The organism is Limosilactobacillus secaliphilus (assembly GCF_001437055.1).
In the GTDB taxonomy this organism is placed as follows: domain Bacteria; phylum Bacillota; class Bacilli; order Lactobacillales; family Lactobacillaceae; genus Limosilactobacillus; species Limosilactobacillus secaliphilus.
In genome coordinates this window covers 16393-41595 of sequence record NZ_JQBW01000005.1, presented here as the reverse complement: position 1 = coordinate 41595, position 25203 = coordinate 16393, and the positions used below count along the sequence as shown (strand labels likewise).

At 51.7% G+C, this 25203-nt stretch carries 26 protein-coding genes; 23 read left to right on the top strand and 3 right to left on the bottom strand.

Annotation, left to right across the window (positions count from 1 at the left end):
- The first annotated feature begins 19 nt into the window (after positions 1–19).
- The 12 genes from metG (at position 20) to IV45_RS01535 (ending at position 12125) form a co-directional block, all read left to right on the top strand.
- Positions 20–2038, top strand: a complete 2019-nt coding sequence (metG, locus tag IV45_RS01590) for a methionine--tRNA ligase (RefSeq protein ID WP_057740017.1) — start codon at positions 20–22, stop codon at positions 2036–2038.
- 11 nt (positions 2039–2049) lie between these two features.
- Positions 2050–2844: a TatD family hydrolase gene (locus IV45_RS01585; RefSeq protein ID WP_057740016.1), complete on the top strand. Its 795-nt coding sequence runs from the start codon at positions 2050–2052 to the stop codon at positions 2842–2844.
- Positions 2841–3422: a ribonuclease M5 gene (gene rnmV, locus IV45_RS01580; protein WP_057740013.1), complete on the top strand. Its 582-nt coding sequence runs from the start codon at positions 2841–2843 to the stop codon at positions 3420–3422. Before IV45_RS01585 ends, rnmV begins: the two co-directional genes overlap by 4 nt.
- Entirely contained in the window at positions 3400–4290 is an 891-nt protein-coding gene (gene rsmA, locus IV45_RS01575; RefSeq protein ID WP_057740012.1) for a 16S rRNA (adenine(1518)-N(6)/adenine(1519)-N(6))-dimethyltransferase RsmA, read from the top strand. The genes rnmV and rsmA overlap by 23 nt, the downstream gene beginning before the upstream one ends.
- A 127-nt stretch (positions 4291–4417) precedes the next feature.
- Positions 4418–5269: a 4-(cytidine 5'-diphospho)-2-C-methyl-D-erythritol kinase gene (gene ispE, locus IV45_RS01570; RefSeq protein ID WP_057740010.1), complete on the top strand. Its 852-nt coding sequence runs from the start codon at positions 4418–4420 to the stop codon at positions 5267–5269.
- A gap of 160 nt (positions 5270–5429) precedes the next feature.
- On the top strand, positions 5430–6335 hold the full coding sequence (locus IV45_RS01565) for a metal ABC transporter solute-binding protein, Zn/Mn family (protein ID WP_057740008.1): 906 nt from the start codon (positions 5430–5432) through the stop codon (positions 6333–6335).
- A 2-nt stretch (positions 6336–6337) separates the two neighbouring features.
- Positions 6338–7012 (top strand): ABC transporter ATP-binding protein, encoded by a 675-nt coding sequence (locus IV45_RS01560; RefSeq protein WP_057740006.1) that lies wholly within the window; start codon positions 6338–6340, stop codon positions 7010–7012.
- Entirely contained in the window at positions 7005–7799 is a 795-nt protein-coding gene (locus IV45_RS01555) for a metal ABC transporter permease (RefSeq protein ID WP_057740004.1), read from the top strand. The genes IV45_RS01560 and IV45_RS01555 overlap by 8 nt, the downstream gene beginning before the upstream one ends.
- 203 nt (positions 7800–8002) lie before the next feature.
- Positions 8003–8845 carry a pur operon repressor gene (purR, locus tag IV45_RS01550; protein ID WP_057740002.1) on the top strand — a complete coding sequence of 281 codons (843 nt, stop codon included), beginning with the start codon at positions 8003–8005 and terminating at the stop codon, positions 8843–8845.
- A 1-nt stretch (position 8846) separates the two neighbouring features.
- Entirely contained in the window at positions 8847–10211 is a 1365-nt protein-coding gene (gene glmU / locus IV45_RS01545) for a bifunctional UDP-N-acetylglucosamine diphosphorylase/glucosamine-1-phosphate N-acetyltransferase GlmU (protein ID WP_057740000.1), read from the top strand.
- Positions 10212–10281: 70 nt separating this feature from the next.
- The gene (locus IV45_RS01540) at positions 10282–11268 is read left to right on the top strand and encodes a ribose-phosphate diphosphokinase (protein ID WP_057739998.1); all 987 of its coding nucleotides are present in this window, start codon (positions 10282–10284) and stop codon (positions 11266–11268) included.
- Between the two features lie 155 nt (positions 11269–11423).
- Entirely contained in the window at positions 11424–12125 is a 702-nt protein-coding gene (locus tag IV45_RS01535) for a hypothetical protein (protein WP_057739996.1), read from the top strand.
- Positions 12126–12212: 87 nt separating this feature from the next.
- Here IV45_RS01535 and IV45_RS01530 read toward each other — a convergent pair whose 3' ends face one another.
- Positions 12213–13568, bottom strand: a complete 1356-nt coding sequence (locus tag IV45_RS01530) for an HD domain-containing protein (RefSeq protein WP_057739995.1) — start codon at positions 13566–13568, stop codon at positions 12213–12215.
- A gap of 113 nt (positions 13569–13681) precedes the next feature.
- On the opposite strand from IV45_RS01530, the gene IV45_RS01525 reads away from it, so the two are divergent.
- From IV45_RS01525 to IV45_RS01500, 6 genes are all read left to right on the top strand, one after another.
- On the top strand, positions 13682–14128 hold the full coding sequence (locus IV45_RS01525) for a YwiB family protein (protein WP_057739993.1): 447 nt from the start codon (positions 13682–13684) through the stop codon (positions 14126–14128).
- A 46-nt stretch (positions 14129–14174) separates the two neighbouring features.
- Positions 14175–14732, top strand: a complete 558-nt coding sequence (gene rpoE, locus IV45_RS01520) for a DNA-directed RNA polymerase subunit delta (protein ID WP_191980004.1) — start codon at positions 14175–14177, stop codon at positions 14730–14732.
- A 156-nt stretch (positions 14733–14888) separates the two neighbouring features.
- Entirely contained in the window at positions 14889–16511 is a 1623-nt protein-coding gene (locus IV45_RS01515; protein ID WP_057739990.1) for a CTP synthase, read from the top strand.
- A gap of 166 nt (positions 16512–16677) precedes the next feature.
- Positions 16678–17943, top strand: coding sequence for a UDP-N-acetylglucosamine 1-carboxyvinyltransferase (locus tag IV45_RS01510; protein ID WP_057739988.1), 1266 nt, complete (start codon positions 16678–16680; stop codon positions 17941–17943).
- Positions 17944–18037: 94 nt separating this feature from the next.
- On the top strand, positions 18038–18286 hold the full coding sequence (locus IV45_RS01505) for a type B 50S ribosomal protein L31 (RefSeq protein ID WP_057739985.1): 249 nt from the start codon (positions 18038–18040) through the stop codon (positions 18284–18286).
- 160 nt (positions 18287–18446) lie between these two features.
- Positions 18447–19133, top strand: coding sequence for a class A sortase (locus IV45_RS01500; protein ID WP_057739983.1), 687 nt, complete (start codon positions 18447–18449; stop codon positions 19131–19133).
- 6 nt (positions 19134–19139) lie between these two features.
- Here IV45_RS01500 and IV45_RS01495 read toward each other — a convergent pair whose 3' ends face one another.
- A complete protein-coding gene (locus tag IV45_RS01495) occupies positions 19140–19604 on the bottom strand; it encodes a low molecular weight protein-tyrosine-phosphatase (protein ID WP_057739981.1) in 465 nt (154 codons plus the stop codon).
- Between the two features lie 116 nt (positions 19605–19720).
- Here IV45_RS01495 and IV45_RS01490 point away from each other — a divergent pair, with 116 nt between their 5' ends.
- The 5 genes from IV45_RS01490 to acpS all read left to right on the top strand — a co-directional run bounded on the left by IV45_RS01490 (position 19721) and on the right by acpS (position 24746).
- Entirely contained in the window at positions 19721–20293 is a 573-nt protein-coding gene (locus tag IV45_RS01490) for a LemA family protein (protein WP_057739979.1), read from the top strand.
- A 14-nt stretch (positions 20294–20307) separates the two neighbouring features.
- On the top strand, positions 20308–21207 hold the full coding sequence (gene htpX, locus IV45_RS01485) for a zinc metalloprotease HtpX (RefSeq protein ID WP_057739977.1): 900 nt from the start codon (positions 20308–20310) through the stop codon (positions 21205–21207).
- 224 nt (positions 21208–21431) lie between these two features.
- Positions 21432–22811 carry a UDP-N-acetylmuramoyl-tripeptide--D-alanyl-D-alanine ligase gene (locus IV45_RS01480; protein ID WP_057739975.1) on the top strand — a complete coding sequence of 460 codons (1380 nt, stop codon included), beginning with the start codon at positions 21432–21434 and terminating at the stop codon, positions 22809–22811.
- An 85-nt stretch (positions 22812–22896) separates the two neighbouring features.
- Positions 22897–24369 carry a degradosome RNA helicase CshA gene (gene cshA, locus IV45_RS01475; RefSeq protein ID WP_057739973.1) on the top strand — a complete coding sequence of 491 codons (1473 nt, stop codon included), beginning with the start codon at positions 22897–22899 and terminating at the stop codon, positions 24367–24369.
- Between the two features lie 11 nt (positions 24370–24380).
- Positions 24381–24746 carry a holo-ACP synthase gene (gene acpS / locus IV45_RS01470; RefSeq protein WP_057739971.1) on the top strand — a complete coding sequence of 122 codons (366 nt, stop codon included), beginning with the start codon at positions 24381–24383 and terminating at the stop codon, positions 24744–24746.
- Positions 24747–24825: 79 nt separating this feature from the next.
- Here the strand turns inward: acpS and IV45_RS01465 are convergent, their stop codons facing one another.
- Entirely contained in the window at positions 24826–25203 is a 378-nt protein-coding gene (locus IV45_RS01465; RefSeq protein WP_057739969.1) for a type II toxin-antitoxin system RelB/DinJ family antitoxin, read from the bottom strand.

Below are 25203 nucleotides of genomic sequence, written 5' to 3'. Positions count from 1 at the left end.
TACGAGAGAAGGATCCAGAATGGCAGCAAACAAACCTACTTATTACATCACCACCCCGATTTATTATCCATCGGGCAAATTGCACATTGGTAATTCCTACACCACGATTGCTTGTGATGCCGAATCCCGGTTTAAACGCCTGAATGGTTATGACGTTTTCTTCCTGACTGGGACCGATGAACACGGCTTGAAGATTGAACAAAAAGCCGAAAAATTAGGCATGGAACCACAGGCCTATGTTGACAAGATGGCCGCTGGCATTAAGAAACTCTGGAAGACGTTGGACATCACCAACACCAAGTTTATCCGGACGACTGATGACTATCATGAAAAGGCCGTCCAGAAGATTTTCAAGAAGTTCATGGACCAGGGCGATATTTACAAGGGCAAGTATCGTGGCTGGTACTCCGTTGACGACGAAGAGTACTTCACCGAAAGCCAGTTGGCCGAAGTTTACAGAGACGATCAAGGCAACGTGATCGGTGGTAAAGCCCCATCCGGCCATGAAGTCCAACTGGTTGAGGAAGAGTCTTACTTCTTCAAGATGAGCAAGTACGCCGATTGGTTGCTCCAGTACTACCGTGATCACCCTGACTTCATTGAGCCGTCATCACGGATGAATGAAATGATCAACAATTTCTTGAAGCCGGGCCTGGAAGACCTTGCCGTAACGCGGACCTCCTTCAACTGGGGTGTCAAAGTCCCAGGTGACCCGAAGCACGTCATCTACGTTTGGATTGACGCTTTATCCAACTATATTACGGCTTTGGGTTACGGCTCTGACGATGACAGCCTGTTTAAGAAGTTCTGGCCGGCCGACGTCCACATGGTAGGGAAGGAAATTGTCCGTTTCCACACCATTTACTGGCCAATCATGCTGCACGCCCTGGGTCTGCCATTGCCGAAGCACGTTATCGGCCACGGCTGGTTGACAATGAAAGACGGCAAGATGTCCAAGTCCAAGGGGAACGTTATCTATCCTGAAACCTTGGTTAACCGTTACGGCTTAGACGCCACCCGTTACTACCTGCTGCGGGCAATGCCATTTGGCAACGACGGGGTCTTCAGTCCGGAAGACTTTGTCGACAAGGTGAACTTTGACCTGGCCAACGATCTGGGGAACCTGTTGAACCGGACGATTGCCATGATCAACAAGTACCAAGACGGGGTATTGGAAGCATCAGATGCAAGCACGCCGTATGATGAGGACCTGGAAAACACTGCCCAGGCGGTCTGGGCTGAGTACCAAGGCCTGATGGACAAGACCCACTTTGCGGATGCATTGCGGGCAGTTTGGAAGCTCATTGGTCGGGCCAACAAGTACATCGATGAAACCGAACCATGGACATTAGCAAAGGACGAGAGCAAGAAGGCCGAACTGGCGGATGTGATGATGCACCTGGCCAAGAGCCTGCGCTTCACGGCCGCTCTGTTGCAGCCAGTAATGCCGAACGCCCCAAAGGAAATGCTGACTCAATTGGGTCTGCCGGTTCATGCCATCAGCTTAAACGACCTGAAGTTTGATGACCTGCCGGCTGGCACCAAGGTCGTTGCCAAGGGGACCCCAATCTTCCCTCGTCGTGATGTTGACAAGGAAGTTGCTTTCCTGAAGTCACAGATGACCGCCAACACAAAGGCAAAGGGCCGCAAAGTAATGGAAGAGGCCAAGAAGAAGGTTCAGGAAGCCGATGCGGCCAAGAACGCCAAGAAGGAAATTCGGATTGAAGCCTTCGACAAGGTTGCACTCAAGGTCGGTCAGATTACCGCTGCCGATCACGTAGCCGGGGCCGACAAGCTGCTGAAGTTCCACATTGATGATGGGACCAAGGACGGCCGCCAGATCCTGTCCGGCATTGCTCAATGGTACCCAGAACCTGAAAAATTGGTTGGCCGGAAGGTACTGTTTGTGGCCAACCTGAAGCCACGCAAGATGCGCGGTGAAGTCAGCCAAGGGATGCTTTTGACGGCTGAACACGATGGCAATGTCAGCTTACTGGCCCTGCCAGCTGAACTGGTCAATGGTTCTGAAGTTAAGTAGGAGCATAATAAATGAATAAGTTATTGCAGGTGCAGCTTTATGACTCTCATACCCACCTGAATGACGATGCCTTTTACGATGACGTGCCGGCCTATATCGCCCGGGCACGTCATTTTGGGGTTAATCAGATGAATATGATCGGGTCGAACGCAGTCTTGAATGAACGGGCAATCAAGTTGGCTCACCAATATCCGGACCTGCACGCCGTTGTTGGTTGGCACCCTGAGGATAGCAAGGATTACGATGCTAGCGCTGAAAAAACTCTCTTAGACCAGCTGCAAGATCCTGAAGTGGTAGGCATTGGTGAGATTGGCCTGGATTATCACTGGGACACTTCGCCCAAAGACGTGCAGAAGAAGGTCTTACAAGCCCAATTGGAAATGGCCAAGACCTACCATTTGCCGATTTCTGTCCATTGTCGTGAAGCCTTAGCCGACATCTATCCAATCTTGAAAGAATATCATGTGGGCGACTTTGGCGGGGTCATGCACAGCTTTGCCGGTGATCCAGCCTGGGCGCAGAAGTTCTTGGATTTGGGTATGTACCTGTCATACAGCGGGGTGGTAACCTTTGGCAGTGCCACCAGTGTTCGCGAATCGGCCAAGATGACCCCGGATGACCGGATCATGGTTGAAACGGACGCCCCTTATCTCACGCCCAAACCATACCGGGGCAAGATGAACGAACCCGCCTTCACTTACTTCACCACTTTGGGCCTGGCAGAGTTGCGGCAGCAGGATCCAACCGAGCTGGCCCAATTGACCTTTGCCAATGCCCAGCGTCTATTCGGAAAGAAGTCATCATGAAGAAAATCAAAGAAGTCATTGTCGTCGAAGGCAAGGACGATACCAAACAAATCGCCAAGGCCGTCAATGCCGACACCTATGAGACGAACGGTTCGGCCCTGTCAATGGCGGATATTGAACAACTGAAGAAACTGCAGGCCAGCCGTGGCTTGATCGTTTTCACCGACCCGGACTTCAATGGTGAGCGGGTCCGCAAACTGATCAGCCAGCACATCCCAGGAGTTAAGCATGCCTTTATCCGGCGCGACCAAGGAGTGCCAGATGAGGCGCATGGCTCGCTGGGTGTTGAACATGCGGCGCCGGCAGTGATTAAAGCGGCACTGGCCCACGTTTATACCGAAGAGGAGCAGGCAAGCGACCGGTTCTCTCGTCATGACCTGGCCCAGGCTGGCTTGCTTTCCGGTGCCGGTGCCCGTGCGCGTCGTGAACAGCTGGGACAGATCCTGGGCATTGGTTATGGCAACGGCAAGCAATTGCTGCGGCGTTTGAACCTCTTCCGGATCGACCCGCAGGATTTCCAAGCGGCAGTCAAACAAATCAAGGTGGGAAAAACAGATGAAAAGTTCAGCAATCGGTAGTATCACACGAACCCGCGAGATCATGCATAAGTATGGCCTGCATGCCAAAAAGGGCTTTGGCCAGAACTTCCTGACCGACCAGTCCATTTTGCGGAACATCGTGAAAGCGGCCGAGATTGACCAAAACGACAATGTCATCGAGATCGGCCCCGGCCTGGGTGCTTTGACCGAACAACTGGCCCAAGCCGCTGGTCAAGTGATGGGGCTAGAAATCGATGATGACTTATTGCCCGTCTTAAAGGACGTACTGTCGCCATATGACAACGTTAAGATCCTGCACCAGGATGTCCTGAAAGCCGACCTGGCTGCCTTGATCCAGCAGGAGTTTGACCGGCCACAGGCACCAATCAAGGTCGTCGCCAACCTGCCTTATTACATCACCAGTCCGATATTGATGGGCTTATTGAAGAGCCCGGTGCAATGGGATTGCATCTGCGTCATGATGCAGCGTGAAGTGGCGGACCGGTTAACGGCAAAAGTTGGCACTAAACAGTATGGGGCCCTGACACTGGCCATTGAGATGACGATGGACGCCCACCTGGCCTTTGGTGTTTCACGGCATTCCTTTGTGCCGGAACCCCAGGTTGATTCAGCTATTGTGACCCTGCACCGGCGTAAGCAGCCCTTAGCCGTCCAACCATTCGATAAGGACCGTATTTTGTCGTTGATCAAGATCTGCTTTGCCCACCGGCGGAAGAACCTGGCCAATAATCTGAAGGCTTTGTCGGGTAAGGATGCGGACAAGAAGGCGGCCATCTTGGCGGTTCTTGACAAGCTCAAGATTGATAGCCGTGAGCGGCCCGAACAGCTGACTTTGGAGCAGTTCATCCGCATGGGCAACCTCCTGCATGACGAAAACCTATTCTGATATTTGGAAGCAAACGAGCGCGACATTAGCCAAGTCAAATGTTGCCGCTCGTTTTTTGTAATGCTTGCGCGAGTTTTTTAGACAGGTTACTATTATAGAAAAGTTAATGAACAAGGGAGGGATCGGCGTGATCGTTACGGAAAAGGCACCCGCGAAAATCAATCTGTCATTGGACACCCCAATGCGTTACCTCGATGGTTCACCTCGTTGGGACATGGTCATGACTTCCATCGACCTCGCTGATTACCTGACGATTGAAATTCACCGCCGCCCGCAGACCATCAAGATTTATACGGACAGCGGCTTTCTGCCCAATGACCAACGGAACCTGGCCTACCAGGCGGTCCACATCTTGAAGACCCGTTTTCACCGCGAAGAAGGGGTCACCGTCCGGATTAAGAAAAAGGTTCCCGTAGCGGCCGGCTTGGGCGGTGGTTCGTCCGATGCCGCCGCCGTTTTGCGGGGGTTGAACCGTGGCTGGCAACTGGGCCTGTCGTTGGATGAACTGGCCAAGCTATCGTTAACCATCGATTCGGATGTCCCTTATTGCATCTATAACCATACCGCCCACGTGACCGGTCATGGTGAGCAGGTGACCTTGATCAACGCCATCCCGCACTACTGGGCCGTTGTGGCCAAGCCGAGCGTCAGCGTGTCGACGCCGATCATCCTGCGCCAGATCAATTATGAACAGATCCAGCACCTGGATAATGTGGGGATCATGACCGCGATTGAAGAGGGCGACTGGCGGTCTGCCTTTGACAAGATGGGCAACGTCTTAGAGCCGGTCACAATGCCGCATTACCCGGCCATCAAGTTTTTGAAAGAGCGAATGCAGAAATTGGGTGCTGATTTTGCCCAGATGAGCGGTACCGGGCCGACTGTCTTTGCCTTGTGCCACAACGAGTCGCGGGCCAAGCGCATTTACAACGGTTTGCGGGGCTTTTGCAGCGAGGTATATCAAGTCGTTTTGTTGTAGTCGAGCGATAAGTGCTCGGCTTTTTTGTTCGGAAAAGGTGCGCCGATTTTGGCTGGCTCCTTAAATCGGCGTTGCAATTGAAGACACTCTTTAGTATCATGTTTCTAGTTTAATAGTAATAATTACTATTAAGGACCAATTAATTGATGGGAGGGATTGCATGATTAAGAAAAAATGGGGTTGGTTAGCGCTACTGGCCAGCCTGGTGATCGTTTTGCTATTGATGGTGTGCACTCCCGTTGACCAGTCAAGTTCCAAGAAACCCATCAAAGTGGTGGCCAGCCTCAACTTCTATGGGGAGGCCGCTAAGGAAGTGGCCGGCAAGTATGGCCAGGTGGATTCACTGATTAACAATTCGGCGGTCGACCCACATGACTATTCCCCGTCGATTCAGCAATCCAAGCGGGTCAGTGAGGCCGACTTTGTAATTGAGAACGGCTTGGGTTACGACCACTGGATGGACAAGATGGTCGGGGCAACTGACCACCAACCTCAAGTCATCAAGGTGGGACCCTCCATTGCCCACGCCAAGAATGGGGATAACGAACACGTTTGGTACAAGCCGCAAGTGATGATCAAGCTGACCGAGCAGTTAGCCAACGACTTTGCCCGGCGTGACCCGCAGCACGCGCATTATTACCGTGCCCGGGCGCAGGCCTATGTCCACAAGCTGAGCCAGCAAGAGGAATTAATTAACGCGGCACGGAAAAAAGTCCAGCCGGGAGCACAGGTGGCCGTCAGTGAGCCGGTCTTTGACTATTCGTTGAAGGCCATGGGCTACCACATCAGCGACCCGCACTTCGCCAAGGCGATTGAGGATGGTGACGACCCTTCGCCGCACGATATCAGTGCCATTCAAAACGATATCCGGCAGCGGCGTTTGGCCTTCTTCGTCGAGAATCCCCAATCAAGTTCCAAGACCGTCGATAACCTGACCCGGTTGGCCAAAAAGCACCACATACCGGTGATCAAGATTACCGAAACCAAGCCTAATCATGAGACTTACCCGCAATGGATGCGCCGGCAGTATCGGCAGGTGTTGCAGGTGCAAAAAAGGAGTGAATAATTATCGCATTACTGACAGTAAACGACCTCACCGTTGCTTATGGCGACCATGAGATCATCAGCGACCTGAGCTTTGTCCTGAACGAAGGCGATTTTTTGATTATCGTCGGCGAAAACGGGGTTGGTAAGACGACGTTGGTGAATACCTTATTGGGCAAACTGAAGCCCCGCTCCGGCGACATTTCAATGGCCGACCGTTTGCGGATTGGCTACGTTCCCCAATTCCGGAACCTGGACATCGACTACCCACTGTCCGTGCGGAACTTTGTGAGCTTGAACCTGCTCCACAGTTGGCAGCCATGGTTAAGCAAGAAGGAACGGGCCCGGGTCAACCGGGTACTGAAGCAGGTGGACCTCGAGTCGATTGCCGACCGTCCCCTGGGCTTGGCCTCGGGTGGTGAGAAGCAACGGGCTTACCTGGCACAGGCGCTGCTCAACCGGCCGCAACTGTTGATCCTTGATGAGTCAACGGCCAGTCTGGACAACGAAATGAAATTTGAACTGTTGGACCTGGTCAGCCGCTTGCAGCAAAACGGGTTGACCGTCATCTTCATCACCCATGACCTGGAACTCGCCCAACATTATGGAACCCGCTATCTGATGATGAAGTCCGATGGTTACGAAAGCGGGCCGATTAACGAACTGTCAGTGAAAGAAGGGAGTGGCGATAATGTTTAGTCTGGCCTTTATGCGGCATGCCTTTGTCGCCAGTACCTTCATTGCCATCATCAGCGGCGTCATCGGCGTCTTTGTGGTGGCCCGCAACATGTCATTCTTGACCCACACCTTGTCGGAAATCGGATTTGCCGGGGCCTCCTTTGCTGTGTTTATGGGCTGGTCGCCACTGAACGGGATGCTATTGTTCACCATCCTGAGCTCAGTAATGGTTGGTCAGTTAAGCAACCAGGGTTCCCGGCGCGAGGCCGTCATTTCCGCAACCTCGGCTTTGTTCATCGGTCTAGGGATCCTCTTCCTGTCCCTGTCCAGCCAGATGGCGTCATCGGCCACGAGCATTCTGTTTGGTAGTGTCGTCGGCATCTCTATGCATGAGGAACGGCAGCTGATTATCTTGTCGCTGATCGTCCTCTTGGTCACCGTGGCGATCTACCGGCGACTGAAGTTCTCATCGTTTGACCCGGTTGGTGCCAGTGCGGTGGGGGTCAGCGAAATGACGATTTCCATTATTTTTCTCTTATTGCTCGCCATGAGTGTCAGTGTGGCGGCCCAGATTGTGGGTTCACTCTTGATTTTCATCCTGTTGACCCTGCCAGCGGCCAGCGCCAAGTACTTCACCCACAGTGTTTTCAGCATGATCCTCTTATCCACCATGTTTGCCCTGCTGGGGACCTGGCTTGGCCTCTATCTGGGCTACCTGACCAACTGCCCGGTGAGCTTCTTCACGGCCGTGTTGGAAGCGGCAATTTACGTTGGCTCGTTGGTCTATCATCATTACCAAAACGACTAATCCAATGACGCAAAGCGGTTGTCCAAAACTGGGCGGCCGCTCTTTTTGACCGTCAATTGGGCTATACCCGAAGAACAACGGAATGAATTAGAATAATTTACGGATATACCGGGTAAAAGGCGAACAATTATGCTATTATTTATTCGTATGCATGTGTTCGTTGAATAATTTGGTGCTATTGGGGTTTGTAAAGGAGAATTAAAATGAAAGTCAGACGTAGTAATCGTTTAGTTGACATGACCCGTTACCTGATGGAACACCCACGGGATCTGGTTTCCTTAAAATTTTTCGGCCAGCGTTACGGTTCGGCCAAGTCATCCATCAGTGAAGACTTGAGTATCATCCGCCACACCGTTGCCACCTGGGGAGTGGGTCGGTTGGAAACACTGCCTGGTGCTAGTGGTGGTGCCCGTTTGACGCCGCTCTACTCAAAGGAGAACGCCGAAAAAGTCATCAAGCAGTTGACTGCCGCTGTCAATGACGACAGTCGGCTCCTGCCTGGTGGCTATGTTTACCTGTCTGACCTGTTGGGGCGGCCAGATATCTTGCGTGAAGTGGGTCGGCTGATTGCCACCCAATACGTTGACCAGGACGTTGACGTCATCATGACGGTTGAAACCAAGGGGATCCCGATCGCCCAGAGTGTGGCCATGTACCTCAACCGGCCATTCGTCATCGTGCGCAACTCATCGCACATCACGGAAGGCTCGACGGTCAGTGTCAACTATGTATCTGGTTCCTCACGGCGGATCAAGAAGATGGAGCTGTCACGGCGGACGATGCGTGAAGGTGCCAACGTTGTCATTGTGGATGACTTTTTGAAGGGCGGCGGCACCATGAACGGGATGCAGTCGCTGATCCACGAATTTGGTGCTCACGTTGTGGGAATGAACGTCTTCGCTGAGGGCCAGTTCAAGGGCAACCGTTTAGTCGACGATTGCACCTCATTGATTGCCGTTCAGGCCGAGGATGGGCGTAACAAGCACATTTCAGCCGAAGCCGGCAATTACCTAGATAAAGTATTTGGAGAAAAGAAGGAGAAGTAGTATGCAAAAGAGCGCGATCATTTTAGCGGCCGGAAAAGGGACGCGGATGAAGTCAAAACTGTACAAGGTTTTACACCAGGTCTGTGGGAAGACTATGGTGGAACATGTCTTAGGCCAACTGGAGGCTGCCAAGATTGATAACATCGTGACGGTCGTTGGTTACGGGGCCGAAAGCGTGGAAAATACCATCGGCAAACGGTCTGCCTTCGCCCTGCAAAAGCAGCAATTGGGAACCGGCCACGCGGTAATGCAGACTGAAAAGCTCTTAGGCAACATCGACGGTGAAACCCTGGTCGTTAGCGGGGACACGCCATTGTTCAAAGCCGAAACTTTCAACAAACTGTTTGAATACCACCACCAGCGGCATGCGGCCGTTACGATTTTGACTTCCAATGCCCCAGACCCAACTGGCTACGGCCGGATTGTGCGTAACGATGTCGGCATTGTGGAACGGATCGTCGAAGAAAAGGACGCCACTGCCAAGGAAAAGGAAATCCACGAAGTCAACACCGGTGTTTACTGCTTTGATAACAAGAAGCTCTTTGCCGCTTTGAAGAAGATCAATAACCACAACGCCCAGGGTGAATACTACCTGACCGATGTGATCGGCATTCTGAAGCAGGCCGGCGAAATCGTTACGGCTTACCGGATGCCCGACTTCAACGAATCCATGGGTGTTAACAACCGGGTCGCATTGGCCCAGGCTAACCGTATCATGCGGCAGCGGATCAACGAAGAATTGATGATGAACGGGGTCACGATGGTTGATCCGGCCACGACCTATATCGATGCCGGCGTCCAGGTTGGCCGCGACACCGTCATTGAGGGCAACGTGGTCATCAAGGGCGACACCAAGATTGGCAGCGACTGCCTGATTGGTGCAGGTTCCCGGATCATCGATTCCACCATTCACGACGGGGTTAAGGTCATTTCATCCACGCTGGAAAGCGCCGAGATGCATGACGGCTCCGATATTGGCCCTAACAGCCACCTGCGGCCGTTAGCCGAGATTGGTAAGAACGTCCACATCGGTAACTTCTGTGAAGTCAAGAAGGCTTACGTTGGCGAAGGAACCAAGGTGGGCCACCTGACCTACATCGGCGACGCAACGCTGGGCAAGAACATCAACGTTGGCTGTGGCGTGGTCTTTGTCAACTACGATGGCGCCAAGAAGCACCACACCAACGTTGGCGACCATGCCTTCATTGGCAGCAACTCCAACCTGGTCGCCCCAGTTAACATTGCCGCCGACTCATTTATTGCTGCTGGATCAACGATTACGGACGACACAGAACGGTTTGACATGGCCATTGCCCGGCAGCGGCAGACCAACAAACCTGGCTATGCTAAAAAACTCCCCTGGTAGTCATTGCATTTTGGCACAGATATCAATATGATGGTTATGATTACGAGCAATGAGGGGAATGGAGGAGCACATGAAACAAAAATACTTTGACCCGAAACTCAAGCTGTTTTCACTGAGTTCAAACCGGCCATTAGCGCAGAAAATTGCAGATGAAGTTGGCGTTCCGCTTGGTAAGTTAGCGGTTGACCGCTTTAGCGATGGTGAAATCCAAATCAACATCGAGGAAAGCATTCGTGGTGACAATGTTTACATCATTCAATCCACTTCGGCCCCGGTTAACGACAACCTGATGGAATTACTGATCTTAGTCGACGCGCTGCGGCGGGCATCGGCCAACACGATTAACGTTGTCATGCCTTACTACGGTTATGCACGGCAGGACCGGAAAGCACGGTCACGTGAACCAATCACCGCTAAGTTGGTTGCCAACATGCTGCAAAACGCCGGTGTGGACCGGGTGGTTGCACTCGACCTTCATGCTGCTCAGATTCAAGGCTTCTTTGATATTCCGGTGGACCACCTGATGGGCGCACCACTCCTGGCCGACTACTTCATCCAGGAAGGGGTTGCTAAGGACGCCGTTGTCATTTCACCAGACCATGGTGGGGTGACGCGTGCCCGGGCATTAGCCGAATTCCTGAAGGCACCGATTGCCATCATCGACAAGCGGCGGCCACGGGCCAACGTCGCCAAGATCATGCACATCATCGGTAACGTTAAGGGCAAGAAATGTATCATGATCGATGACATGATCGACACGGCCGGCACGATTACCTTGGGTGCTAAGGCATTGATAGATGCCGGTGCCACCGAAGTTTACGCTTCATGTACGCACGCCGTCTTGTCTGGTCCAGCTATCCAGCGTTTGGAAGACTCGCCACTGAAGCAGGTCGTAGTGACCGACTCCATCCTCTTACCAAAGGAAAAGCAGATTGACAAGATCGTTCAGGTTTCCGTTGCCCCACTGATTGGTGACGCCATCAAGCGGATCAACGAAAATCGTCCAGTTAGCCCATTGTTTAACAAGTTGTTCAAGCAAGCTGGCGAAGATGAATAATTGAAAAAGTGGGCTGGTTCAGCTGCCAGCCCGCTTTTTGTGTCCGCTCCCAGTCCACACGACAATCTTTGTCCGTGGGTGACGTGATCATTGAAATGAATTGTTCGGATAAATGATGTTATAATGTGGGCATAGTTGCAAAGGAGGATATTTCGATGAAGAAAGGCTTTTGGTCTAAAGCGACCGTTTCGTTTGCAGCGCTGGCAATGATCTTTGGCTTAGCTGGCTGTGGACAAAAGAGCAGTTCCAATCATTCTTCCAGTAGTCAGCGCACCACTCAGAGTGCCTCTGCCAAGGCTTACACCCGTGCAAATGAACTGATTGCTGATGGTAAGTATGGACAGGCACTTGACCGCCTGGATGAAGTCGACGAACCAAGCAAGAATGTTGAAAACTTAAGTATGGACCTGGAGAACTTTATCAGTGCCCAGCGTCAATACCGTCAGCACCACTACGAGCAGGCGTCGACCAAGCTGTCAACGATGCACTCGCACAGCAAACCAATGCGCAAGGCCTTCAAGGCACTGCGGGTTAAGCTGACTAAGGCAATGGAGAACAGTGAAAACAGTCAATCCAGTCAAAGCACTGCTTCTAGTTCGGCTAAGAAGCAGGCCAACAACCAGGGTCAGACTGCTGCTAACGCAAAGGCTGCTAGCCAAACGAGCGAAAGCGTCATTGGCGACTTTGCCAACAAGGCTGGTTACAACAAGCAAGGTTACGGGATCATGCCAATTTCCAAGAATGGTAACGTCTACCGCTTCGAAGTTCGGCAGAGTAACCCTGATAACACCGTTGCTAACCTGATTGGGATCTTTGATTACAATGCCAGCACTGGTACTTACACCAAAGTTGGTTAATTACTGTACACTTTAATAAATAAAACTCCTGCTAATCAATCTGATTAGCAGGAGTTTTTGATTATGGGTCAATTTGTTTTTTGTTAATTAGCGCGGGTCAACCACGTGGCCGTTTTGTAGGTAGGACTGGAATTCGTCATAGACCGGCTGGAAGATGTCGATATCGTTTTCTTGCCGCAGCATTTCTTTCGGGAAGAAGAAGCGCTGGTCCCCGGCCTCTTTGCCGGACACGGCCGCAACTAGTGTGCTGACGGCTGACAGTTCCACAAGTTCGCCATCTGGCTGGATCAACTCAATCTGGGTCTGCGGTTTGGAATCCTGGGGGTTGTAAGTGTCATAAGGCAATTTATAGCTGGAATTAGTGGCGGTGTAGTAATGATCGTCGAAACCGGCGCGGGTGATCAGTTCCCGCAGTTTGTCCAGGTATTTGGCGGTTGAATCATCATACTGCACGGATTTTAAGGGCCGGCGATTCAGGAAACGGCTGCTTAAATCGGCCAAAATATCGTCGCTGTCGTGCTGCCAGTGTTGGAAGTAGGTGGTCAACACACCATCGTCCAAAGCCAGGTAGTCCTGTAAGGTGAAGTGATTGTTGAAAAACGGCATGAGCATCTTCGGGGTGAATTGGGGCCGATATTCATTAGGATGCTGGTAAAGGTACTTGGCCCGCATGAGCAGGTGGTCTAAGATGACCTCCATCGCCCGGGAGACCGGGTGAAAGTAGATCTGCAGGTACATTTGCAGCCGGCTGATGATGTAATCTTCAACCGCATGCATGCCCGAAATCTCAAAGGCAATCCCGTTTTTAACCGGCCGCATGACCCGCAAAACCCGGTCCAGGTCGTACTTACCGTAATTGGTGCCGGTGTAGTAGGCGTCACGCTGCAGGTAGTCCATCCGGTCGGCGTCGACCTGGCTGGAAATCATCTGGACCACTTGTTGGTTGTGGTAGGAATGGTCGATGACGCTGGCAACCTCGCGCGGAAATTCTGGACTGACCCGCTTCAAAATCCGGTTGATGTTGGTCGACGGACTCGTGATGATCTGGCGGGTAATGGCCTCGTGATCGGTATGGAAGATATGTTCGAAGGTGTGGGAGTAAGGTCCATGCCCCAAGTCGTGCAAGAGGGCGGCACACAAGGCGACGGGGCGCTCATGATCGTCCCAGAGGCCATCGCCCTTCTTTTGACTTGGGTAGTTGCGCTGGAAATGGTTGCAGATCCGGCGGGCAACTTCGTAAACCCCCAGGCAATGACCGAAACGCGAATGCTCGGCGCCATGGAAGATTAAGGATGAGGTGCCCAACTGCTTGACCCGGCGCAAGCGCTGAAATTCTGGCGTGTTGATCAGGTCCAGGATGATTTGGTTATCAACGATGATTTGTCCGTGGATGGGATCGCGAAAAACCTTTTCCCGGGGCAAACGTTCTTGATCGAAATTCATTTGATCCTTCCTCACTGGTTAAAACCGCAATATATCCCCATTATACATGGAATGAAGCGGGATGGTTGGGCTTTGTCGCTAACCCGTTTATAATAGGAGGGATGAATATACGCGTGAAAAAGGAGGTGGCGGATATCAAGCAAGGAATACCCGTAAAAGTACATTTAGCAACCTCGATGACGATCGACGGCAATTCGGACCACTTTGAATTTGATGAGGAAGGCGAATTGCTGCACATGGCGGCCGATCACCATTTCCTGCGCTACACCGAACACCAGCAGGGTCAAGCAACGCCCGTTCAAATTGCCATGAATGGCGACCAGGTGCGGTTGATTCGCAAGGGACCGCGGCAAACAAAATTGTTGTTTATCGAAAATGGTGAGACCATCAGCAAGTATCAGACTGAGTACGGGATGATCCCGCTCCATGTGATCTGCGACCGGCTCATCCAAGAATTAGACGCAGAAAATAATCAGGGCCAGTTGGAAGTTCACTACCGCTTAAAAAATAACGGTCAGACGCTAGGAACTTACCGGATTAAATTGCAATTTGAGTCTTGATATTGTAGTATGTAGGATAGACTTTTTTGAAGGGATGTGCACCAGTTTGGAATTAAAAGTTTTCGATGGTCAAGATAAGTCCGAGCTTTCAATGATTGAAGTTGCGCACGCGATCTTAGCCTACCATGGTGAAGCAATGGCATTTGCTGATTTGACGAATGAAGTTCAGCAATATCTTGGCAAGAGCGATGAGGAGATTCGGCAGCGTTTATCGCAGTTCTACACGGATCTGAACATCGACGGCAGCTTTATTTCCTTGGGTGACAACACCTGGGGCCTGCGTGCATGGTACCCATACGACTCCATCGATGAAGCCACGGTTGGTGAAAACGAAGAAGACGATGAACAGCCAACTAAGCGTCGGCGCAAGGTCAACGCCTTCCTGTCAGGCAACGATTCTGACGATGACGTCATTGATTACGACAATGATGATCCGGAAGACGACGACTTAGATGACAGCGATGACAACGAGTCGGACGATTACGACGATGATTACGATGACGACAACCCCGTTGATGACGATGATGATGACTCCGGCATCGAAGATCAATTGTCTGAATTAAATAAAGATGACGATGATTACGACGACGATGACGACGAATAATATTTAAGCCTTGACTATCGGTCGTGGCCTCTGTATTATTTTTGTTGGGCTCCCAAGATTTCTTGGGAATAATCTCGATAAAGAAAAGCTCCCTGTTTCCGTGGAAATGGGGAGCTTTTTACTTGTTGCTGAGTAGTTTTGCAAAGGAGAGAAAAAATGACGAAATACATTTTTGTAACTGGTGGGGTTGTTTCATCGTTAGGCAAAGGGATCATTGCCGCATCCTTAGGCCGTTTGTTGAAGAACCGCGGCTTGAAGATTGCGATCCAAAAGTTTGACCCATATATCAACGTTGACCCTGGAACCATGAGTCCTTACCAACACGGTGAAGTCTTCGTCACCAACGACGGGATTGAAACCGACCTGGACCTGGGTCACTACGAACGTTTCATCAATAATGACCTGAACAAGTACTCCAACGTCACGACTGGCAAAATCTACTCAGAAGTTTTACGCAAGGAACGGCGGGGCGATTACTTAGGTCGGACCGTGCAAGTCATTCCCGACATCACCAACGCCATCAAGGACAAGATCAAGCGGGCCGGTGAAAGTACCGACGCCCAAGTAGTCATCACCGAAATTGGTGGGACGGTTGGTGATATCGAATCCCAGCCATTCATGGAAGCCATTCGGCAGATGAAGAAGGACGCTGGCGCTGAGAATGTTTTGTACATCCACGCTACGTTGATTCCATACCTGCGGGCAGCGGGCGAAATGAAGACCAAGCCAACGCAACACTCCGTTCGTGAGCTGCGTGGCTTAGGAATCCAGCCAAACATTCTGGTTGTGCGGACGGAGAAGCCGATCACGGATGCAATGCGGTCCAAGATCTCCTTATTCTGTGACGTTGAACCAAAGGCCGTTATCCAATCAGTCGATGTGCCTAACTTATACGAAGTTCCGTTGATGCTGGAAAAGCAGGGGATGGACCAATTAGTCGTTGATCACTTCAATCTGGATGTACCAAAGCCAGACATGCGCAAGTGGACGGCAATGGTTGACCATATCGAACACGATCTGAACAAGAACGTGAAGATCGCCATGGTCGGCAAGTACACTGACCTCCAGGATGCCTACATTTCGGTTAACGAAGCCCTGCGCCATGCCGGGTACCCAGTGGATGCCGATGTCCATGTTGACCACTTCAACGCTGAACACATCACTCCGGACAACGTTGCCGACAAGCTGAAGGACTACGATGGTATTCTGGTTCCTGGTGGCTTCGGTAGTCGTGGTATCGAAGGCATGATCACGGCCATCAAGTATGCGCGTGAAAACGATGTACCTTACTTCGGTATTTGTCTGGGGATGCAAACGGCCTGCATTGAATACGCACGTGACGTCCTGGGTTACACTGACGCCAACTCGACGGAATTTAACCCGAACACGAAGCACAACATCATTGACCTGATGGCGGACCAAGAAGACATCGAAAACATGGGTGGTACCCAACGGCTGGGGGCCTACGACTGCAAGCTGATCCCTGGCACCGTTGCAGCGGCTGCTTATGGCAACAAGCCAATGATCAAGGAACGTCACCGTCACCGTTACGAATTCAACAACAAGTACCGTGACGAATTAGAGAAGGCGGGCCTGGTTGTTTCCGGTATCAACCCTGAACGTAACCTGGTCGAAGTTGTGGAACTGCCAAAGAAGCGCTTCTTCGTTGGCTGCCAGTACCACCCTGAATTCTTATCACGGCCAAACCACCCTGAAGGACTGTTTGCGGCCTTTGTCAAAGCAGCCTTGAAGAACCACGAAGACCACGCGGATAATTAATCATCTGCTTCAAGATAAAACAACTGTCTCGTTTGGTTAATTCTTAATAATTCCTTCAAACGCTTGTAATTTGGCTGAGCTTTCTTTATGATATCTACTGACTGTATATTTATCACTTTGATAACGAATACCGTGAAATCAGCGATTGAAACGAGGAAAGACAATCATGAAAAAGTTGATCATTCAAGGAGGAAACCGGCTTGCTGGTGAAGTAACGATCGGTGGTGCTAAGAATAGTACCGTTGCTTTAATCCCGGCAGCGATCCTTGCTGATACGCCCGTACAGTTTGATACCGTACCGGACATTCTGGATGTTCACAATTTAATGATTATTTTGCGGTCAATGAATGTGAAGTCTTCCTTCATTCACGGAGTTTTGGACATTGACCCGACACAAATCATTGAAGCAGAGCTGCCAAGCAAAGCGATTAAATCACTGCGGGCTTCCTACTACTTTATGGGCGCGTTACTGGGCCGTTTCCACCGTGCCACCGTTACTTTCCCTGGTGGTGACAACATCGGTCCGCGGCCGATCGACCAGCACTTGAAGGCCTTCCGTGCACTGGGTGCCAATGTTTCGGAGAGTAAGGGCACTGTTCACCTGGACGCTCCACACGGCCTGCATGGTGCACGAATCTTCATGGATATGGTTTCCGTCGGTGCCACCATCAATGCCATTCTGGCTTCGGTGCGTGCCCAGGGAACCACGATCATCGAAAATGCGGCCAAGGAGCCGGAAATCATTGACCTGGCAACGTTCTTGAACAACATGGGCGCCCAAATCCGCGGTGCCGGTACCGACGTCATCCGGATCAACGGGGTCGATACTCTGCAATCCATGAACACGCACACCGTCATTGCCGACCGGATCGAGACGGGAACCTACCTCTCGATGGCGGCCGCATTGGGTGACGGGGTCATGCTGAAAAACGTGATTCCGGAGCACTTGGAGGCCTATACCAGCAAGTTGATCGAAATGGGTGTGGACCTGCAGATCGACAGCGATAAGATCTACGTCCCACCGGTTAAGCACCTGCATGGGGTTCACGTGAAGACCATGCCGTATCCTGGCTTTGCCACTGATCTGCAGCAGCCACTGACCCCATTGATGTCAATGGCAAGCGGCCAGAGTGTGATTGTGGACACGATTTACCCAAAGCGGGTTGGCCACGTGCCGGAACTGCAGAAGATGGGCATGAACATCCATGCCGAAGATGGCCGAATCACGATTGACCACACCGACTCCCTGCATGGGGCCGACGTCTCTGCCGGTGAAATCCGTGCTGGGGCCGCCTTGGTGATTGCGGGCTTGATGGCCCACGGCACGACCGTGATTCACAACGCCGACAACATTCTGCGCGGCTACGACCGGATCGTGTGGAAGCTGAACCGCTTGGACGGCGACGTTTCGATTGAGGATGACGATCAATAGAAGTTGCGTTTAAGCAACATTTATGTTATTCTTTCATGGTTATGATTAATCTATGTTTCAGGCAATGATTCATGGCAAAGGAGCGTATTAAATTATGAAACAAGGAATTCATCCAGATTATCACTACGTAGTATTTCAAGATGCTTCTACCGGTTACAAGTTCTTGACCGGCTCAACTGCAACTTCCAAGGAAACCATCAAGTGGGAAGACGGCAACGAATACCCACTGATCCGGGTTGAAGTTACTTCTGATTCTCACCCATTCTACACTGGTAAGCAGAAGTTCACTCAGGCTGATGGTGCCGTTGACAAGTTCAACAAGAAGTACGGCTTGAACAAGTAATTCTGATAATCAAACTAAAAGAAGCGTCGGTGCATGCACCGGCGCTTTATTTTTTAGCCAAAGTGTGAAGATTTTTTGACGAATCGGCAAAATAATCGTACTTACAAAGAGTTAGCGGTATACTTAAAATTACGATCAAGGTTACGAAGGGAGAATTACCATGAAGCGGAAAAACTGGCTTCGTTGGACTGCTGTCGTCATCTTGCTGGTGGCAAGTGTCATCATGATTTTCAACAACCAAATCAAATCCTATTTGGTGAACACCTACCATCCGCAAGTGTCACGACAGTCGATTAAGAAGAATGAGAGTAAAAAAGGAAACTACGACTTCTCGAATGTCAAGGACCTGAACCTGCAAACGGTCGCCAAAAACCGGGCCAATAAGCAGAACGTCCACATCATCGGGACAATCGCCATTCCGGACATCGACATGTCGATTCCGATTGCCAAGGGGGTCGATAACAACACCCTGGCACTGGCTGCCGGTACGATGCGCGAAGATCAGAAGATGGGCAAGGGTAACTATGCGTTAGCTGGTCACAACATGGCCCATGGTTCCAAGATTCTGTTCTCGCCGCTCTACTACCACGCTAAGGTGGGTCAAAAGGTTTATCTGACCGACTTGGATAAGGTCTACACCTACAAGATCACCCAGCGGAAGTTCATTGACGCCGACCGGGTGGACGTGGTTAACGACACCAAAAAGCCGATCATCACTTTGATTACCTGTGATGCGACCGGTGCTCGGCGGCTGATGATCCGCGGCAAGCTGGTCAAAACTCAGAAGTTCAAGAACGCGCCCGCTAAGGTTCAGAAGGCGCTGAGTTCCAAGTACACCAACCAATAAGTTAGCTTAGGAAACGCGCTTCTCAACGTAGTCCAGCCAGGACGGCAGGGCATGTTTTAGGGCGTCATAGGTTGCTTGAAAACGGTGCGTGTACCAAGGATCCGGGATCGATTGGCCGCGCAGTTCAGGGAGCAGGTCGTAGATGCCGTGGATCTTGTCCAGATATTGGCTGGGAGCCATCGCCCGGATGTTGGCCAGGTTCATGTCGTCCATGCCGATGATCAGGTCGGCATCTTTAAAGTCCTGCCGGTTGAGGGGCCGCGATACGTGACCGTGGTTGTCCAGGTGGTATTTGCGCATGATTTGGCGGATGCCCGGATAAGGCGGGTTGCCTTCCTCTTCAGTGCTGGTGGCTGCCGAGTCCACGCTCACTGCTTGCGCCAGGCCCTTTTCTTCCAGCATCTCGCGAAACATTGCCTCTGCTAGTGGTGAGCGGCAGATGTTGCCGAGACAGACAAATAAGACTTTCATCGAATTAACACCTCGTTGAGTATTTTTCTTAATGATAACCAATGGCGACGCTGTGAATCAATGGACGCCGCCTTTTTCTTTCTGTAGAATGGATGGTAAACAAAGGAGGACATAACATGACTTGGATTATTGTTTTAGTGATCGTTATCTTGCTGGTCATCTGGTACGTGGCGATCTACAACGGCCTGATCAACCTGCGGACCCATGCCCAGGAATCATGGAGTCAAATCGACGTGCAGCTGCAACGGCGTAACGACTTGATTCCTAACCTGGTCAGCACGGTAAAGGGCTACAGCAATTACGAAGCCCAGACGCTGGAGAAAGTGGTCCAATTGCGGACGAAGATCAACAGTCTGCCGGACAGTGCTCACCAAGAAAAGATGGCCGCTTCTGACCAGTTGACAGGGGCGTTGAACCACCTGTTTGCCGTGTCCGAAAGATACCCAGATCTGAAGGCCAGTCAAGAATTCAGCCAGCTGATGGAAGAGTTGACCAACACCGAAAATAAGATTGCCTACTCACGGCAGCTCTACAACTCGACCGTTGCTAGCTTCGACGCCAAGATCCAAACCTTCCCGGCCAACATTGTCGCTGGTATTCACCACTTTACTCAGCTTGAATACCTGAAAGTGCCGGAAAGTGCTAAGGAAACGCCTAAGGTTGACTTCTCTGATTTGCAGCAAAAATAGGCAGGTGAACCACAATGCTCTACCAACAGATTGCGCGCAACAAGCGTAAGACCATCGTCGTCTTGGCAGGCTTCTTCCTGCTGATCTCACTGGTTGGCGCGGCATTCGGACGGCTCTTTGCCGGAACGGCGGTTGGCGGGGTCATCTTTGCTTTGATTCTGACCCTGATTTACGTGGTCGTTATCTGGGGCCAGTCAACGGATGTGGTCATGAACATGAACCACGCCAAGGAGATTCATTCGGCCCAGGAAGCCCCACAGCTCTGGCACGTCGTTGAGGACATGGCGATGGTTGCCCAAGTGCCCATGCCGCGGGTCTTTATCATCGACGACCCCAGTCCCAACGCCTTTGCGACCGGCAACGATCCGCAGCATGCGGCAGTGGCGGCCACGGCCGGTTTGCTGCAGATGATGGATCGTGAGGAACTCGAAGGTGTCATGGGTCACGAAATGAGTCACGTCCGCAACTATGATATCCGCCTGCAGACGATTGCCCTGGCGTTGGCCTCAGCCATCAGCTTGCTGGTCAACTTCGCCGGTAATTTCTGGTGGTGGGGTGACGGCAGCCGGGACGACGATGACGATTCGGCAGGCGGTGTCATTGCCCTTGTCGGTTCGATCCTGTTGATTATCTTGGCTCCGCTGGCGGCAACGATTGCCCAGATGGCCCTGTCGCGGAATCGTGAATACCTGGCGGATGCGGGTTCGGTTGAATTGACCCGGAATCCGCAGGGCCTGATCTCAGCTTTGGAAAAGTTGAAGAATGCCCAACCGATGAAGGCGGCCGACCAAAGCAGCTCGGCCCTGTACATCAGTGACCCGCTCCGCAATGCCCGTCATCGCCCGTTTTGGGACAACCTGTTTGACACCCACCCACCATTAGACGATCGGATTGAGCGCCTGCGCCACATGTAAAAAGTGCGGCACTCTGTGACAATAAGAACAATTTGTATCCAACCACCAGCATTCGTTGACTTTGGACGCTGGTGGCTTTGTTTTGCACTGGCGCGGCCGCTGCCTTGGTTAGTCCGTGCATAGCGGCTTTATTGTCACGGATGACACAGTGTATTTGTGTCGTTATGAATAAGAGTGATATAATCCTCCTTGAACTACTAGGATAAAGAAAAAGAGGACTTTTCATGAAAATGCAAATTGCCGAAATTGCCAAGGCGGTTCATGCTGAAAACGACATTTCGCGCTGGGCCGATGTTGAAGTGTCCAGTGTTGCTTTTGACAGCCGCCACCTGAGCCAGGGCGCATTATTTGTACCGCTGAAGGGTGAACGCGATGGGCACGAATTTGTTAACTCTGCTTTTGAAAATGGTGCCAGTGCAACCTTGTGGGGCGATGACCATGAATATCCGGACGACGATCGTCCACGGATTGTGGTTGCGGACCCGTTAAAGGCATTGCAGGCGCTGGGCAAGTATTACTTGCATAAGATTAACCCGATTGTGGTCGCCATCAGCGGCAGCAACGGTAAGACCACCACGAAGGACATGGTGGCTTCAATTTTGAGTACGCAGTTCAACGTCACCAAGACGCACGCCAACTTCAACAACGAGATCGGTGTGCCGGTGACCCTGTTGAACATGAGCTCCAACACCGAGGCCGTAGTGGTCGAGATGGGGATGTCCAACTTCGGGCAACTGGACGCCTTAAGTAAGCTGGTAACCCCAGACATCGCCGTTTTGACCATGATTGGTGAAGCCCACATCGAATTTTTCGGGACCCGTGACCGGATTGCGGATGCCAAGATGGAAATCACGCATGGTCTGTCCGAGGATGGCACCTTCATCTACAATGGTGACGAACCATTGCTGCGTGAGCGGGCAGCCAAAGTGCAGCAGGTTAAGGAAACCTTTGGCCGTGAATTGAACAACGACCTCTACGCCACCAGTGTGAGCCAGGGTGAGGACCACATTGACTTCTCAGTTAACCAGTGGCCAGACTTGAAGTTCACGATCCCGATGATTGGGGAATACAATGTGAACAACGCGATGGCTGCTATGCTGGTTGGTCAAAAGCTGCACATCACGCCAGAACACATGCAGCAGGGCTTGGCCCACGTTCAGCTGACCGAAAACCGGTCCGAATGGCTGAAGGGGTCCCAAGGCGAAAAGATCCTGAGTGATGTTTACAACTCCAACCCGACCGCGGTGCGTGAAGTGTTGACGACTTTGAACGAATTGCCTGACAAGGGGCGGCGCCTGATCGTTCTGGGTGACATGCTGGAATTAGGCAAGGCATCACCTGAACTGCATGCCAGCCTGGCCAACTCCATTGACGACGACCACTTCCAGGAAGTCTACTTAGTGGGCCCACAAATGCAGGTCTTGTATGACCAATTAAAGGATGACGGCTACCCGGTTGACCACCTGCATTACTACGAAACCGATCAGAAAGACCAGTTGGTGGCCGATCTGAAGGCTGCAATTCAGCCGGGCGACATTGTGATGTTGAAAGGCAGTCACGGCATCCACTTGGAAAACGTAAGGGCACAATTAACAGCGAAATAATTGATTTAATCACCACTACCATTGGTTATCAATTTATACCAACGACTAGTGGTGCTTTGTTTAAAAATATATGAGGTGAATTTATTTGAAATTTGGAGAACTCGGCTTGTCAAAGAGCTTGCTGAAGGCGGTTCAACAGAGCGGCTATGAAGAAGCCACCCCCATCCAGGCCGAAACCATTCCGATGGTCTTGGCGGGGAAGGATGTCATCGGTCAAGCGCAGACAGGGACCGGGAAGACGGCCGCTTTTGGCCTGCCGATCATCGAACACGTTGATTTAGACGACCATAACATCCAGGCTTTGGTGATCTCGCCAACCCGTGAACTGGCGATCCAGACCCAAGAGGAACTCTACCGGCTGGGCCGCAACAAACATGTCAAGGTGCAGGTCGTTTATGGTGGTGCGGATATCCGCCGGCAGATCAAGTCGCTGGGCAAGGGACCACAGATTTTAGTGGGGACTCCTGGCCGCCTGCGTGACCACCTGCACCGGGGCACCGTCAACCTTGACCACGTTAAAACATTGGTTCTGGACGAAGCCGACGAAATGCTGAACATGGGCTTTTTGGAAGACATTGAGGCCATCATCAAGCAGACGCCGGACGACCGGCAGACCCTGCTCTTCTCGGCCACGATGCCGCCTGAAATCAAGAAGATTGGGGTTCAGTTCATGCATGACCCCCACACGGTGAAGATCAAGGCCAAGGAACTAACCACCGACCTGGTTGATCAATACTACGTACGGGCCAAGGACTACGAGAAGTTTGACATCATGACCCGGCTGATCGACGTGCAGGACCCTGATTTGACGATTGTCTTCACCCGGACGAAACGGCGGGTCGACGAACTGTCACATGGTCTGATTGCCCGGGGCTACAACGCCGCTGGCATTCATGGCGACCTGACGCAAGAACGCCGGACCAAGATCATGAAGCGCTTCAAGGCCGGCAAACTTGATATCCTGGTGGCAACCGATGTGGCGGCCCGGGGATTGGACATTTCCGGGGTTACCCACGTTTACAACTACGACATTCCGTCAGATCCGGACAGCTATGTGCACCGGATTGGACGGACGGGCCGTGCCGGTCACCATGGGGTCTCGTTAACCTTTGTCACCCCGAATGAAATGGACTACCTCCACGAAATCGAGAAGCTGACGCGGGTGCGGATGCTGCCATTGAAGCCGCCGACTGAGGAAGAAGCCTTCCGTGGCCAGGTTGCTTCGGCAGTTAACGATATCGATCACCTGATTCAGGACGACGCGACCGACAAGTACCATGAAGCCGCTGAAAAACTGCTGGAGACGCACGAAGCAGTGGACTTGGTTGCCGCCTTGCTGAATGACCTGACCAAGGATGACGCCAATTCAGTTCCGGTCAAGATCACTCCTGAACGGCCATTGCCAGCCCGCCGTCACCGTCACTACGACCATCGTGGCCGCGGCGGTCGCAATCACCGTGACTTCCACCGTCACAACGACCGTCATAACAACAAGCGGCGTTTTAACCGGCGTGGTCAGAAGGATCATCGTCACGGTCAAGGACACAAGCACTATTAAGGAGCAGGAAAATGATTGCTGGAGTTGGCATTGACCTCTTGGAAATACAGCGGGTTAAAGCGGTGGTACATGCAGAACCCCGTTTCGTAACTAAAGTTTTGACCCCGGCTGAACAGGCGCAGTTGCACACTCTGCACAAACAGCGCTATTGGGAATACCTTGCCGGCCGCTTTTCGCTAAAGGAATCCTTCAGCAAGGCGATGGGCACGGGCATCGGCAGTCACGTTGGCTTTCAAGACGTCGAAATCATCGACAATGCCCAAGGCAAGCCAGAAGTGGTGCGCTCGCCTTATCCAGGTCAAGCGCTGGCATCGGTCAGCCATACCAAGGACTTGGTGATGACCGAGGTTCTGCTGCAGACGACCACTGAAAAATGATCACAATATTCAATTAATAAACAAAGGTCCTAACGGTAATTACGTTAGGACCTTTGTTTTCTCTTGTGGAATGAAATGACTATTTTTGAGAATCGTTGTAGATGTTTTTCAACATGCTGGGGCCAATTCCCTGGGCACCCTTATCACGGGCACTCTTATTCTTGACGACCTCGCTGACCTTGCCACCAATGCTGGCTGACGAATCGGTGTTGCCGCCAGCGATTGCTAGTAAGAGGCGGTTGATCTTGTTGACCACGGACGGATCGCCGTCGTGGTATTGCTGGGCCAGTTGATCAACATCATCTTTGCCCTTGATTTCAAAGGGAATTTTCTGGTCCTGTTGCACCCGCTTGAGGTAGATCTTAATGCCAGTTGTCAGGTCTAAGCCCATGTCGTTGAAGATGCGGGTGGCGTCTTTCTTCAGTTGGTCATCAACCTTGATATTGATTTGTGCCAT

Excerpts from the sequence above, each read along its gene's own strand:
- metG (WP_057740017.1), top strand. The coding sequence starts at position 20 with ATGGCAGCAAACAAACCTACTTATTACATCACCACCCCGATTTATTAT.
- IV45_RS01585 (WP_057740016.1), top strand. The coding sequence starts at position 2,050 with ATGAATAAGTTATTGCAGGTGCAGCTTTATGACTCTCATACCCACCTG.
- rnmV (WP_057740013.1), top strand. The coding sequence starts at position 2,841 with ATGAAGAAAATCAAAGAAGTCATTGTCGTCGAAGGCAAGGACGATACC.
- rsmA (WP_057740012.1), top strand. The coding sequence starts at position 3,400 with ATGAAAAGTTCAGCAATCGGTAGTATCACACGAACCCGCGAGATCATG.
- IV45_RS01565 (WP_057740008.1), top strand. The coding sequence starts at position 5,430 with ATGATTAAGAAAAAATGGGGTTGGTTAGCGCTACTGGCCAGCCTGGTG.
- IV45_RS01555 (WP_057740004.1), top strand. The coding sequence starts at position 7,005 with ATGTTTAGTCTGGCCTTTATGCGGCATGCCTTTGTCGCCAGTACCTTC.
- purR (WP_057740002.1), top strand. The coding sequence starts at position 8,003 with ATGAAAGTCAGACGTAGTAATCGTTTAGTTGACATGACCCGTTACCTG.
- glmU (WP_057740000.1), top strand. The coding sequence starts at position 8,847 with ATGCAAAAGAGCGCGATCATTTTAGCGGCCGGAAAAGGGACGCGGATG.
- IV45_RS01540 (WP_057739998.1), top strand. The coding sequence starts at position 10,282 with ATGAAACAAAAATACTTTGACCCGAAACTCAAGCTGTTTTCACTGAGT.
- IV45_RS01535 (WP_057739996.1), top strand. The coding sequence starts at position 11,424 with ATGAAGAAAGGCTTTTGGTCTAAAGCGACCGTTTCGTTTGCAGCGCTG.
- IV45_RS01530 (WP_057739995.1), bottom strand. The coding sequence starts at position 13,568 with ATGAATTTCGATCAAGAACGTTTGCCCCGGGAAAAGGTTTTTCGCGAT.
- IV45_RS01515 (WP_057739990.1), top strand. The coding sequence starts at position 14,889 with ATGACGAAATACATTTTTGTAACTGGTGGGGTTGTTTCATCGTTAGGC.
- IV45_RS01510 (WP_057739988.1), top strand. The coding sequence starts at position 16,678 with ATGAAAAAGTTGATCATTCAAGGAGGAAACCGGCTTGCTGGTGAAGTA.
- IV45_RS01505 (WP_057739985.1), top strand. The coding sequence starts at position 18,038 with ATGAAACAAGGAATTCATCCAGATTATCACTACGTAGTATTTCAAGAT.
- IV45_RS01500 (WP_057739983.1), top strand. The coding sequence starts at position 18,447 with ATGAAGCGGAAAAACTGGCTTCGTTGGACTGCTGTCGTCATCTTGCTG.
- IV45_RS01495 (WP_057739981.1), bottom strand. The coding sequence starts at position 19,604 with ATGAAAGTCTTATTTGTCTGTCTCGGCAACATCTGCCGCTCACCACTA.
- IV45_RS01490 (WP_057739979.1), top strand. The coding sequence starts at position 19,721 with ATGACTTGGATTATTGTTTTAGTGATCGTTATCTTGCTGGTCATCTGG.
- htpX (WP_057739977.1), top strand. The coding sequence starts at position 20,308 with ATGCTCTACCAACAGATTGCGCGCAACAAGCGTAAGACCATCGTCGTC.
- IV45_RS01480 (WP_057739975.1), top strand. The coding sequence starts at position 21,432 with ATGAAAATGCAAATTGCCGAAATTGCCAAGGCGGTTCATGCTGAAAAC.
- acpS (WP_057739971.1), top strand. The coding sequence starts at position 24,381 with ATGATTGCTGGAGTTGGCATTGACCTCTTGGAAATACAGCGGGTTAAA.
- IV45_RS01465 (WP_057739969.1), bottom strand. The coding sequence starts at position 25,203 with ATGGCACAAATCAATATCAAGGTTGATGACCAACTGAAGAAAGACGCC.